Annotated in this window: 16 protein-coding genes and 2 tRNA genes; 17 read left to right on the forward strand and 1 reads right to left on the reverse strand. The window is 42.9% G+C overall.

The window, feature by feature from the left end:
• Positions 1 to 243 precede the first annotated feature (243 nt).
• From rplM to EDD59_RS17200, 17 genes are all read left to right on the forward strand, one after another.
• The gene (gene rplM, locus EDD59_RS17125) at positions 244 to 672 is read left to right on the forward strand and encodes a 50S ribosomal protein L13 (RefSeq protein WP_132384112.1); all 429 of its coding nucleotides are present in this window, start codon (positions 244 to 246) and stop codon (positions 670 to 672) included.
• 26 nt (positions 673 to 698) lie between these two features.
• Complete coding sequence (rpsI, locus tag EDD59_RS17130) at positions 699 to 1,091, forward strand: 30S ribosomal protein S9 (protein WP_132384114.1); 393 nt, start codon at positions 699 to 701, stop codon at positions 1,089 to 1,091.
• 617 nt (positions 1,092 to 1,708) lie between these two features.
• Entirely contained in the window at positions 1,709 to 1,999 is a 291-nt protein-coding gene (locus EDD59_RS17135) for a hypothetical protein (protein WP_132384116.1), read from the forward strand.
• A gap of 77 nt (positions 2,000 to 2,076) precedes the next feature.
• Complete coding sequence (locus tag EDD59_RS17140) at positions 2,077 to 2,337, forward strand: type II toxin-antitoxin system Phd/YefM family antitoxin (protein WP_132384118.1); 261 nt, start codon at positions 2,077 to 2,079, stop codon at positions 2,335 to 2,337.
• Positions 2,327 to 2,461: a type II toxin-antitoxin system RelE/ParE family toxin gene (locus EDD59_RS18350; RefSeq protein ID WP_279233374.1), complete on the forward strand. Its 135-nt coding sequence runs from the start codon at positions 2,327 to 2,329 to the stop codon at positions 2,459 to 2,461. The genes EDD59_RS17140 and EDD59_RS18350 overlap by 11 nt, the downstream gene beginning before the upstream one ends.
• 157 nt (positions 2,462 to 2,618) lie before the next feature.
• A complete protein-coding gene (locus tag EDD59_RS17145) occupies positions 2,619 to 3,551 on the forward strand; it encodes a hypothetical protein (protein WP_132384120.1) in 933 nt (310 codons plus the stop codon).
• 151 nt (positions 3,552 to 3,702) lie between these two features.
• Positions 3,703 to 5,019 (forward strand): hemolysin family protein, encoded by a 1,317-nt coding sequence (locus tag EDD59_RS17150; protein ID WP_132384122.1) that lies wholly within the window; start codon positions 3,703 to 3,705, stop codon positions 5,017 to 5,019.
• A gap of 79 nt (positions 5,020 to 5,098) precedes the next feature.
• Positions 5,099 to 5,812 (forward strand): IMP cyclohydrolase, encoded by a 714-nt coding sequence (locus EDD59_RS17155; RefSeq protein ID WP_132384124.1) that lies wholly within the window; start codon positions 5,099 to 5,101, stop codon positions 5,810 to 5,812.
• Between the two features lie 13 nt (positions 5,813 to 5,825).
• Positions 5,826 to 7,004, forward strand: a complete 1,179-nt coding sequence (locus EDD59_RS17160; RefSeq protein WP_132384126.1) for a phosphoribosylaminoimidazolecarboxamide formyltransferase — start codon at positions 5,826 to 5,828, stop codon at positions 7,002 to 7,004.
• Positions 7,005 to 7,225: 221 nt separating this feature from the next.
• Positions 7,226 to 7,651 carry a tRNA (adenosine(37)-N6)-threonylcarbamoyltransferase complex ATPase subunit type 1 TsaE gene (gene tsaE / locus EDD59_RS17165; RefSeq protein ID WP_132384128.1) on the forward strand — a complete coding sequence of 142 codons (426 nt, stop codon included), beginning with the start codon at positions 7,226 to 7,228 and terminating at the stop codon, positions 7,649 to 7,651.
• Between the two features lie 17 nt (positions 7,652 to 7,668).
• Positions 7,669 to 8,853, forward strand: coding sequence for a tRNA (adenosine(37)-N6)-threonylcarbamoyltransferase complex dimerization subunit type 1 TsaB (tsaB, locus tag EDD59_RS17170; protein ID WP_132384130.1), 1,185 nt, complete (start codon positions 7,669 to 7,671; stop codon positions 8,851 to 8,853).
• A gap of 129 nt (positions 8,854 to 8,982) precedes the next feature.
• A complete protein-coding gene (locus tag EDD59_RS17175; protein ID WP_132384132.1) occupies positions 8,983 to 9,216 on the forward strand; it encodes a hypothetical protein in 234 nt (77 codons plus the stop codon).
• A gap of 1 nt (position 9,217) precedes the next feature.
• Positions 9,218 to 10,123, forward strand: a complete 906-nt coding sequence (locus tag EDD59_RS17180; RefSeq protein WP_132384134.1) for a ribonuclease Z — start codon at positions 9,218 to 9,220, stop codon at positions 10,121 to 10,123.
• A 15-nt stretch (positions 10,124 to 10,138) separates the two neighbouring features.
• On the forward strand, positions 10,139 to 11,167 hold the full coding sequence (tsaD, locus tag EDD59_RS17185) for a tRNA (adenosine(37)-N6)-threonylcarbamoyltransferase complex transferase subunit TsaD (RefSeq protein WP_132384136.1): 1,029 nt from the start codon (positions 10,139 to 10,141) through the stop codon (positions 11,165 to 11,167).
• A 12-nt stretch (positions 11,168 to 11,179) separates the two neighbouring features.
• The gene (gene ispD, locus EDD59_RS17190; RefSeq protein WP_132384138.1) at positions 11,180 to 11,890 is read left to right on the forward strand and encodes a 2-C-methyl-D-erythritol 4-phosphate cytidylyltransferase; all 711 of its coding nucleotides are present in this window, start codon (positions 11,180 to 11,182) and stop codon (positions 11,888 to 11,890) included.
• A gap of 58 nt (positions 11,891 to 11,948) precedes the next feature.
• Positions 11,949 to 12,034, forward strand: a tRNA-Ser gene (locus EDD59_RS17195).
• 258 nt (positions 12,035 to 12,292) lie between these two features.
• Positions 12,293 to 12,382: transfer RNA gene (locus tag EDD59_RS17200), tRNA-Ser, on the forward strand.
• On the opposite strand, the gene EDD59_RS17985 is transcribed toward EDD59_RS17200, so the two are convergent.
• On the reverse strand, positions 12,364 to 12,552 hold a 189-nt coding region (locus EDD59_RS17985), incomplete at its 5' end, for a hypothetical protein (protein WP_207670433.1). The two genes, EDD59_RS17200 and EDD59_RS17985, sit on opposite strands and share 19 nt — an antisense overlap.

Genomic DNA, 12,552 nt, shown 5'->3' on the forward strand with positions numbered 1-12,552 from the left:
AATCAGATTCCTTATATTTGGGACATTTTTTGAAAGTTGTTTATAAAGACATGGTTTAATTCAGGTCTATGTGGATAAAACTGCGGAAACTCAAGGAAAAAAGATGTTGACAACGGTAATCCCGCGTAATATAATGATACAGCATGACAAAAGGAGAAACAGTATACACCAAAGCCCCGGAGTGTGCTGATTTCATATAGAAAATAAAGCAAGTTGTGATGATTATTTTAGGAGGAACACCCCATGAAGACTTATATGGCTAACCCTGACAAGGTTGAGAAAAAATGGTATGTGGTTGACGCTGAGGGATGCACATTAGGACGCCTGTCCTCAGAGATTGCAAAAGTATTAAGAGGCAAGAATAAGCCTGAGTATACACCACATGTTGATACAGGAGACTATGTAGTAGTAGTAAATGCAGAAAAAGTAAAAGTAACAGGCAAGAAACTTCACCAGAAGGTATACTACAATCACTCTGATTATGTGGGCGGAATGAAAGAGACTACACTGGCAGAGTTGATGGCTAAGAAACCTGAACAAGTGATTGAACTTGCTGTAAAAGGAATGCTTCCAAAAGGACCTTTAGGCAGAGAAATGATTAAGAAACTTCATGTTTATGCTGGGCCGGAGCACAAACAGCAGGCACAGAAACCAGAAGTGTTAACATTTTAAGGAAAGGTTGAAAGGAGGACATTATAGTGGCTAATACAAATTATTACGGAACAGGAAGAAGAAAAAAATCTATCGCAAGAGTATATCTTGTACCTGGAACAGGCAAGATTACAATAAATAAAAGAGACATTGATGAATATCTTGGACTGGAGACATTGAAAGTTGTTGTCCGCCAGCCGCTCGTTGCAACTGGTACAGTTGACAAGTTTGATGTTTTAGTTAATGTACATGGCGGCGGTTATACAGGACAGGCAGGCGCAATCCGCCACGGCATCGCAAGAGCACTTATCGAAGCAGATGCAGAATACAGACCCGTATTAAAATCAGCAGGATACCTCACACGTGATCCACGTATGAAAGAACGTAAGAAATACGGTCTCAAATCAGCCCGTAGAGCACCGCAATTTTCAAAACGATAAGCAGTTATCTGCGAACAAAGATATACAAAGGAAGCCCGGGATGCTTGCATCCAAGGGCTTTTTTGTATAGCTTTGTTCATAGGAACGCAAGAATGACCGAGATGGAGCGAAGCGGAATCGAGGTTGTTCTTGTGTTCGCAGATAACGGACGACTTGTATCACTCCTTTGCAGATAACGTCAAAGCCCCAAAGGCTCGAAAAACCCCGGGAAATCAATGGTTTCCGGGGTTTCCTTATATCCGGAGGTTTGTTGTGATTTGACGTAGTTTGATACAATTTAACCCAGTTTTTATGTGTTAAATATGGGTTAATTGAGTTTTGTGTTAATTTAGGGGTCAATGAAGGAGCAAAAGAAGTCAAAAAACAGGTGGATTTAAGGCAGCTCGTTCATGGCTGATTTCAGCGATTTTGGATGAGAGCGAAGAACCATTTGGTGATGAACTGAAATCTTCAGTTTTGACCTGTTCTGATATAATTAAATATCGTTTATCCGGTTCGTCCGGATTCTAATACATAGGTTATCGACCCATTCTTTTTTGAAGAAATGAGTTGGTGCCCTATTTTTTTGCGCTCAATTCCGGGTGCAAAGACAAATATCAGAAGAGGAGATTAAGACAATGGATTTCAAAGAGTTCGCAAACTCCATGGAAAGCAGCTTGAATACGCATCTGAAGGACAGCCACCCCGATATTGCGGTCAGGCAGGAATCAGTGGACAAACTTCAGGACGAATCCTACACTGCACTTTCCGTAATGCCGGCCGGTGACAGAATCGGTGTGAACATCAATCTGGATGACTTGTTCGATAGGATGAATTCCGGCAGTTCCTATGAAAGCGGTTTGCCGGTGGATACTACCGGACCGCCTCTTCCTTATGACATCATCAGTATGTCTAAAAAACAAAAATAAGCATTTAATTACAGAAAAACAAAAATAATTGATTGAAAATATGGTATAATTGAGACATAGTTAAGGAGGGGCCTATTATGCCACAGATTATTCCAATCAAAGACTTGAAAAACACATCAGAAATATCAGAGATGTGCCATAAAGCTGAAGAACCTGTCTATATTACAAAGAATGGATATGGAGATATGGTTATTATGAGCATGGAAAACTATGAAAATACCATTCAGAGATTAAATGTCTATAGAGAACTTGAAATATCAGAACAGCAGATTAGCGAAGGAAGGACCAAAGATGCAAGAAGCTCTCTTAGTTCCATGAGGGCAAAATATGGCTTATAGAATTAATATTAAGCATAGACTGGTCTATCAAGTATATGGTGACAAGTTGGAGATTGACGATACGGAATACGAAGGGATAATCAAAATTGTGCGCATGTGGACTTATTATGAGGGTATGAGATAGATTTTGTTTCATGCAACCTTTTGGTGACGATAAATTATTAATATGGAAAATCATGCCTTTCAAGGTCAAGGTTTCTATATTTTCGAAGGGGATCGTGTTAAAATACGAATAAAAACAACCGGATTACAGTGTATGAAAATAAATAGGGGGCTGGGGAATGGTAATTTTCATTATTTTTCTTTTTGTAAATGTATTTGTTACAGGTGTTTTTATGGCGGTATATGGAGGAAAGCAGTCTTACAGCGAGGGGATGCTTTTAGGTGTGCATATTCCCGATTATGCTGCACGGGATGCGGATGTTGATGCTTTAATGGAAACGTATAGTAAAAGAACGAAATGGTTTTATTTCATAAATTTTCTCATCTCTGCAGCAATCTGTTTTTTAAATTTCTGGTACTTTTCTATCTTTCTGATAGCATGGAGTCTTTGGCTTGTGGAGCTGTGCGGAGGAGCTATTTGGCATCTGCATGGCACCCACAAAAAGCTCTATGTTTTAAAAATGGATAGGGGCTGGCAGGCAGATGCAAAGCAGATATCCGAGGATGATGATGTATACTGGAAAAATGGATGGTACAATAATCCAAACGATAAAAGACTTTGGGTACCAGATAGATTTTTTCCTTCAAATTATTCGACTAACATGGCAAAACCAGCAGGAAAGATATTTACATTTGGGCTTCTTGGAGGAACTATGGTTCTTCTGCTTATACTTTTTGTAGTATTTCTCAGGGCAGACTTTACACCGAGGTATCTGGAGCTAAGGGGGAATGCTGCCCAAATATCATCCCCGATGTCTCCAATTACTTTTGAGCTTAAGGATGTAAAGGGCTTTGAATTGTTGGGAAAAATGCCGGAAGGCAATTTCACAAGAACAAATGGTCTTGCAGATGACAGGCAGCTTGTCGGAAAGTTTCAGGAAAAAGAAACCGGGGATTATAGGATGTATGTCTATAAAGACTGTTTTCCAGTGTTGAAGATAGATTTGCCGGGATACACGGTGCTCATAAATAGCGAGAAAAAGGGACAGACTGAATCCTGGTACCGGAAGCTTGCTGAGAGACTCCCTGAATTAGCTGCCGGGGCGGAATAGGTGCATGAAGGCACATGCCAAGATTTAGACTTGCCATATGCTTCTCTTCATGCTATACTTCACCTAAAACATTTGTCGGCGGGGATTTTTTCCGCCGAGCAAAAACGCCATAGGCGTAATCTATATTTCTATTAGGAGGTTTTATTTTTTTATGGACGCGGACCCTGACGGGAACACTATTTTATTTCGATTGGTACTCTTATTGTTTTTTACACTCATGAATGCTTTTTTTGCCGGAGCCGAGATGGCTGTGGTTTCTGTGAATAAAACCAGAATCCGCAGCATGGCGGAGGAAGGCAATAAAAAAGCAGTCGTCATTCAAAGCCTCTTTGAGGATTCAACGAAGTTTCTTTCAACGATTCAGGTAGCCATAACATTTGCGGGATTTTATTCCAGTGCATCTGCAGCGGCGGGAATTGCACCGGTTCTTGCGGATTGGATGAAGAGCATACATGTGCCTTACAGTGATGCCATTGCCAGCAACGGGGTGACATTACTTTTGATGTTCTTTAATCTTGTGTTTGGAGAGCTTGTACCTAAAAGAGTTGCGCTGCAGAAAGCAGAAACCTTTTGCATGATAACGGTAATGCCAATCCACTATATTTCAAAGGTACTTTCTCCGTTCATTAAGCTTTTGTCAGTATCGACAAAAGGTGTACTTAAACTGCTCGGGCTGAAAACCGAAGATCAGGAAGAAGCCGTTACAGAAGAGGAAATTAGAGCTCTTATGAAGATGGGAAATGAGAACGGCACATTTGATGATGATGAGCGGGAGATGATAAATTCTGTTTTCTCATTTGATGACAGAAGTGCCAGAGAGGTTATGGTCCCCAGACGCGATGTGTACGTACTGGATGTGGAGAAGCCTTTTGATGCTCTGGTAGATGAAATCCTGGAATCCAGACACTCCAGGATTCCTGTCTATGAAGGAAACATAGATAATATCATTGGTATACTGCACATGAAAGATGTTATGATTGCAGTGAGAAAGCATGGTTTAGAACCTCTGAACATCAGAAAACTGCTGAGAAAGCCATTTTTCGTTCCTGACAGCAGAGACGCGGATGATTTGTTCCGGGAACTTCAGAAGCAAAGAAGGCATATGGCTGTTCTCGTGGATGAATATGGTGGATTTTCCGGAATCGTTACGATAGAAGACCTTGTAGAAGAGATTATGGGAGAAATCAGTGAGGAATATGAAGAGGTAGTCCAGGAAATTGTTGTGTTGGGCGAGGGGGAATACTTGCTGGATGGAGGAATCCTGATTGATGACTTGAATGAGGAGATGGGGTTAAAGCTGGTGACCGAGAATTATGATACCCTGTCAGGCTATTTAATTGAGAAACTGGGATATATACCCGGGAAAGAATGCCGGGAGACTATACTGGCGGATGATTTAGAATTTACGATTGAAGAGGTAAAGGGAAATCGTATTACGAAGATAATCATGAGAAAAATCTCGTCTTAGTTATTGAACTTACACAATTTCACAGGTATAATAAGTCTGTATTTAGTAAACTACCGTGGAATCAAAGGAGAGTCATCTTATGAAAATGTTATCCATTGAGCAGGAATTACAGAGTAACGCTTATCCGGGCAGAGGTATTATCATCGGCAGGAGTAAGGACGGCAAAACAGCCATAACAGCTTATTTTATTATGGGGCGAAGCGAGAACAGCCGCAATCGGATATTTGTGGAGGACGGGGAGGGGATCAGGACCCAGGCCTTTGACCCTGACAGGCTGACAGACCCGAGCCTCATTATTTATGCTCCAGTCCGTGTGCTGGGAAACAAGACAATTGTGACAAATGGAGATCAGACAGATACTATATATGAAAATATGGACAAGCAGTTGACCTTTGAACAAAGCCTGCGCCTAAGAGAGTTTGAACCGGATGGCCCTAATTATACACCCCGTATTTCGGGAATCCTGCATATAGAAAATGGAAGCTATAACTATGCCATGTCCATTCTGAAAAGTAATAACGGCAGCCCAAAAGGCTGCAGCCGTTACACCTTTGCCTATGAGAATCCTGCGGCAGGTGAAGGTCACCTTATTCATACCTATATGTGTGATGGTGAACCACTGCCAAGCTTTGAAGGAGAACCAAAGTGGATTTCTGTGAGCGGTGACATAGACAGTTTTACCGGGCTTTTGTGGAACAGTTTGAATGAGGACAACAAGGTTTCACTGTTTGTACGCTATATAGATATTGAAACAGGTACATATGAGACACGGATTGTGAATAAAAACAGGTAAGGAGCAGAGAAAAATGAAGGAATTGGAATTAAAATATGGCTGTAACCCGAATCAGAAACCATCCAGAATCTACATGCAGGATGGAAGTGAGCTGCCTGTACAGGTGTTATGCGGGCGGCCAGGCTATATTAACTTTCTGGATGCTTTCAATGGCTGGCAGCTGGTGACAGAACTAAAAAAAGCCACAGGTCTTCCTGCGGCAGCCTCATTTAAACATGTATCCCCGGCAGGAGCTGCTGTGGGGCTCCCTTTAACTGAGACACTTGCCAGGATTTACTGGGTAGACGATTTGGAAGAACTTTCATCCCTTGCCTGTGCTTATGCCAGAGCGAGAGGAGCAGACAGGATGTCTTCTTTCGGGGATTTTATCTGTCTGTCCGATGTATGTGACTTGGATACTGCAAGGCTTATTAAAAGAGAAGTTTCTGACGGTGTTATTGCTCCCGGTTACGAGGCGGAAGCCCTTGAGTTGCTGAAACAGAAAAAGAAGGGCAGATATAACGTGATTCAGATGAACAAGGATTATGTACCGGCACATCTGGAGCACAAAGAAGTTTTTGGTGTTACCTTTGAGCAGGGGCGTAATGAATTTGAGATTAATGATAAGTTCTTTTCCAACGTGGTGACGGAAAATAAAAACATTCCCGAATCAGCCAGGATGGATCTTGCTATTGCCATGGTGACATTGAAGTATACCCAGTCCAATTCCGTATGCTATGTAAAAGGCGGACAGGCTATCGGCATCGGAGCAGGACAGCAGTCCCGTATTCACTGTACAAGACTTGCCGGGCAGAAAGCCGATAACTGGTGGCTTCGTCAGAGTCCAAGGGTACTTGAACTTCAGTTTAAGCCAGGTCTTGGCAGAGCAGACAGGGACAATGCAATTGACTTATATATCGGAGAGGAATATATGGATGTCCTTTCAGAAGGTGTGTGGGAAAGTATATTTGAGAAAAAGCCGGAAGTATTTACCCGGGAAGAAAAACGTGTCTGGCTGGATAAGATGACTGACGTTTCTCTTGGCTCTGATGCATTTTTCCCATTTGGCGACAACATTGAGCGTGCATACAAAAGCGGTGTAAAATACGTGGCACAGCCGGGTGGCTCAGTACGGGATGACGATGTCATCACAGCCTGCAACAAACATCAAATAGCCATGGCATTTACCGGCCTCCGCTTATTTCATCATTGACCGATAGTGATTGGCGAGGTTCTTACGAGCCTAGCACGTAGGTCGTTCCCTGAGCTTAGCGAGGTTTTATCGAGTTTAGAGAAGGGAACTTCCTTGCCCGATAGTGATTGGCGAGGTTCTTACGAGCCTAGCACGTAGGTCGTTCCCTGAGCTTAGCGAGGTTTTATCGAGCTTAGAGAAGGGAACTCCCTTATTATCTTACAACAGGAAGGTGCATTCATATGGTTTTAGAAACGAGGAGCCCTGAGCAGACTTTTCAAATTGGAAAGATTCTTGGAGAAAAGGCAAAATCTGGGCAGGTCTATACACTAAATGGTGATCTTGGAGTTGGAAAGACGCTGTTCACTAAAGGGTTTGCAGTGGGACTTGGCATAGAAGAACCTGTCAGCAGTCCAACGTTTACGATTGTACAAGTCTATGATGACGGGCGCCTGCCGTTCTATCATTTTGACGTCTACCGTATCGGAGATGTGGAGGAGATGGATGAGGTGGGATATGAGGACTATATACTAGGTGAGGGAGTGAGTCTTATCGAATGGGCAGATCTTATTGAAGAAATTCTCCCAGAGAAACGTACGGAGATTACGATTGAAAAAGATTTGGAGCAGGGATTTGAATACAGAAGAATCACAATCGAAGAGATATAGAGAGGAAGTATAATAATATGCGGGTATTGGCAATTGACAGTTCCGGGCTTACAGCGACCGTGGCAGTCGTAGAGGAGGACAGGACCCTGGCAGAATACACCATTGATTATAAAAAAACGCATTCACAGACGTTGCTGCCCATGATAGATGAAGTGGTAAAGATGGTCGAACTGGATCTGACAACGATAGATGCTATTGCTGTAGCGGGGGGGCCGGGGTCGTTTACCGGGCTGCGGATAGGTTCAGCTACTGCAAAGGGGCTGGGACTGGCTTTGAAAAAACCTCTGATCCATATCCCGACTGTGGATGCCCTGGCATATCAGGTTTACGGATGCGAGGATATTATATGTCCCATTATGGATGCCAGAAGAAGCCAGGTGTATACAGGGTTGTACACCTTTTCAAGACGGGCTGGGGAAAAGGAATATTCCTATGAAGCAGAACCGGTGTTTCAGGTTTTGAAAATGCAGATGGCGGTATCTATCGAGGAACTGACGCGGCATTTGAATGTATATAGAAGACCGGTGATATTTCTTGGAGATGGTGTTCCGGTATTTAAGGACTTTATTGAAGAAAAGCTCCAGGTTCCATACTCTTTTGCACCGCCCCATATGAACCGCCAGAGAGCTGCAGCAGTAGGGGCCCTGAGTATACAGTACTATAAAGCAGGGAAAATAGAAACAGCCATGGAGCATAAGCCGGATTATCTGCGGGTGTCACAGGCCGAACGCGAACGTGCACAGCGGGAGAAGGAAGCAGAATTGATTGTCAGGCCTTTAAGTCCTGAGGATGCCGCGGCAGTTTCAGGGTTGGAATTTCAGATATTTACTGATTTTTGGAGTGAGAGAAGTGTACTGGACACTATTAATCAGCCTGAGTCTATCTGCATAGGAGCAGAAAAATCGGGAAGGCTTGCAGGGTATGTACTTGCCTACGACGTGGCAGGAGAGGCAGAGATTGCCCGCATCGCAGTGGAGAAGGAATCACGGCGGCAGGGAGTGGGCAAAAGCCTGATGCTGAAATTGGAAGAAATATGTGAAGAGAGGGATATACGAAAAATACTTCTTGATGTACGGCAAAGTAATGAGGCGGCTCGGACATTCTATCGGGAGAAGGGGTTCCGGGAGGATGGTATCCGGCAAAACTTTTATGATGGCCCTAAGGAAGATGCTGTTCTGATGAGCAGAGAATCGGGAAAATAGCATGTTTTATTGTCCTGCTGGAAAACAGCCTGTAATTGAGGAAGCACTTCCCAGTAGGAAAACATGACTAAATTCGGTATAATGAAGGCGTAGCAAAGGTGAAGTTAGAATAACACAGGAGGAATTTGTATGCGCCAGTATCAATTAAAAGAAACAAAAGAAGTAAAAAAAATTATCTGCAATAAATGCGGAAAAGAAATACCGGTTGTGAACGGGCGTGCAGAGGAAGGTGTTTTTAGTGTAGATTACACATGGGGATACTTTTCTGAAAAGGATGGAGAAAAACATTCCTTTGATTTGTGTGAATCCTGTTATAATAAAATGCTTGTCTCTTTCAAAATACCGGTGGAGATAGAGGAGTAATATGTTAGATGTATGTTTGCTTGGAAGCGGCGGAATGATGCCGCTGCCCTATCGGTGGCTGACGGCGCTGATGGCAAGAACAGGTGGCAGCAGTCTGTTGATAGACTGTGGAGAAGGAACACAAATAGCAATTAAGGAAAAGGGGTGGAGCTTTAAACCTATCGATGTTATTTGCTTTACCCATTATCATGGAGATCATATCAGCGGGCTTCCGGGTCTGCTCCTCACCATGGGGAATGCAGACCGCAGGGAACCCCTTACTTTGATCGGTCCCAAAGGTTTGGAGCGGGTGGTAAATTCATTGAGAGTGATAGCGCCGGAGCTCCCTTTTTCAATTTATTTTTTAGAAATAGAAGGGGCACAGCAGATATTTGAGATGAACGGATATCGTCTGAAAGCATTCCGGGTAAACCACAATGTGCTGTGTTATGGATATACCTTAGAAATTGACCGTGTGGGGAAATTTGATGTAGAGAGAGCTAGGGAACAGGAAATTCCACAGAAATACTGGAATCCTCTTCAAAAAGGGGAATCAGTGGAGGTTAAGGGACGGATTCTGACACCTGACATGGTCTTAGGTCCTCCCAGAAAGGGAATTAAGCTTACTTATACAACAGATACGAGGCCCACGGATTCTATACGTGAAAATGCAAAAGGCTCCGACTTGTTTATATGTGAAGGCATGTACGGGGAAAAGGACAAAGCTGCCAAAGCTGTGGAGTATAAGCATATGACCTTTTACGAGGCCGCACAGCTCGCAAAAGAAGCTCAAGTAAAGGAAATGTGGCTGACGCACTATAGCCCTTCTCTTACAAGGCCGGAAGAATATATGGACGAAGTACGCAAGATTTTTCCAGAGGCGAAGGCAGGAAAAGACAGAATGTCGACGGAACTGGTATTTGAGTAGAAACGGAGAATATATATGCGGGAGATTGAAAATATTAACATACTGGCAATTGAAAGTTCCTGTGATGAGACTTCTGCTGCAGTTGTTCATAATGGGCGGGAGATACTTTCAAATATTATTTCATCACAGATTGAACTTCATAAGCTGTATGGTGGTGTGGTTCCGGAAATAGCATCAAGAAAGCATATTGAAAAGATAAATCAGGTGATTGAAGAAGCTTTGAAAGAAGCAAAGATGACTCTGGATGATATAAATGCTGTAGGGGTAACATATGGTCCAGGCCTGGTAGGTGCCCTGCTGGTTGGGGTCGCAGAAGCAAAAGCAATCGCCTATGCAAAAAAAATACCTTTGGTAGGTGTGCATCATATTGAAGGGCATATTTCTGCCAATTACATTGAGCATCCCGATCTGGAACCTCCATTCTTGTGTCTGGTTGTTTCAGGCGGGCACACTCATCTGGTCTGTGTGAAAGATTATGGTGATTATGAAATTTTAGGACGAACCAGGGATGATGCTGCAGGTGAGGCATATGATAAGGTTGCCCGTGCTGTCGGTCTTGGATATCCCGGTGGTCCCAAAATTGACAGGCTTGCAAAGGAAGGTGACCCGGATGCCATCTTGTTTCCCAAAGCGAATATTGAAGGGGCACCTTATGATTTTAGCTTCAGTGGGGTAAAATCTTCTGTATTGAATTATATCAATGGATGCCGCATGAAGAAAAAAAGCTATAATCCGGCTGATATAGCAGCAGCCTTTCAAAAAGCGGTGGTAGATGTTCTGGTAGAGAAATCCATGAATGCTGCAGAAGAATATGCTATGAATAAATTTGCCATTGCGGGAGGAGTTGCATCTAACAGTGCACTTCGAAGTGAAATGGAAATGGCGTGTGGGGAGAAAAAGATTAAATTTTATTGTCCTTCTCCGATTTACTGTACAGATAATGCAGCTATGATAGGAACAGCAGCTTATTATGAATATTTGGCAGGAACCAGACATGGCTGGGATTTAAATGCAGTTCCCAATCTCAAGTTGGGGGAACGATAGGAGAATGTCTGTATGGGAAAAACATATTGTACGGCAATTGTTCTGTCAGCAGGTCAGGGCAGAAGAATGGGAACAAAGGTGCATAAACAGTATTTGATGCTGGGAGGAAAGCCTGTCTTATATTATTCTCTGAAAGAGTTTCAAGATTCAGAGATTATAGATGAGATATATCTTGTAACCGGGGTAGGGGAAGAAAACTATTGCCGGCAGACGATTGTAGACAAGTATCATTTTACCAAAGTGACGAAAATACTGTCCGGAGGAGCACAGCGCTACCTTTCTGTCTGGAATGGGCTTCAGGAGCTGGAGAATGGCGGTTATGTATTCATCCATGACGGCGTACGCCCGTTTGTGGATGGAGACATCATAAAAAGGGCTTTTGACGCAGTTTGTGAAAACAAGGCATGTGTGGTTGGTATGCCTGTAAAAGATACAATTAAGATTGCAGATGGCCGGGATTTTGTAAAAAACACTCCGGACAGAAGGCGGCTTTGGATGATACAGACACCCCAGGTATTTGAAAATGATATTGTTAAAGGCGCATATTCCATGCTGATGAGGGAAAGCTATATCAATGTGACGGATGATGCGATGGTGGTGGAGCAGATGCTTGAGCTCCCCATCAAACTTGTCTGCGGCTCCTACCAAAACATTAAAATAACAACCCCCGAAGATCTGGAAATGGCGGAAATCTTTCTTAGGAGAAATTTAAAAATATATTGACATATATTTCTATTATATGTTAGAATAGCCATTGTCGCGAGAGCAGACAAGAAAAGCTGGAGAGGTATCGAAGTGGTCATAACGAGGCGGTCTTGAAAACCGTTTGTCCGCAAGGGCGCGTGGGTTCGAATCCCACCCTCTCCGTTAATATTTTGATAAAACAAGTCGATCCCTAAACAAAATGGAGTCGGCTTTTTTGTCTTATACCATACGAAAAAATAGTGTAGCTATTTAGAACCAAGCTCAAAAATATATGATTTTCTCTCTGCTTGGCTCTGAATAATTACAAAATAAATGTCTGAAAACTGAAAGAAAAAGTAAAAAGAGAAGGAAAAATAAGAAAACGGGAAAAAGGACTGGACAAGAGCTTAAGGTTCGTGTATAGTTAATAACGGACATTTTGGAGAAGTACCCAAGCTGGCCGAAGGGGCTCCCCTGGAAAGGGAGTAGGTCGTTAATAGCGGCGCGAGGGTTCAAATCCCTCCTTCTCCGTTTATCTTGCTGATGAAAAATATAGTTTTGAGAGCAGTGAGATACTGCGTCAGAATTTGTTGTAACAGTTCAGCTATGCGAATTTTCGACAGCGTAGGCAGGAGAAAGCTTGCTTTCGTATGCATATGCTGCCGAAAATTCATATGGCGCTCTGCCACAGCGAGATGAAG

Origin of the sequence: Muricomes intestini (assembly GCF_004346165.1) — a bacterium.
Classification (GTDB): Bacteria; Bacillota; Clostridia; order Lachnospirales; family Lachnospiraceae; genus Muricomes; species Muricomes intestini.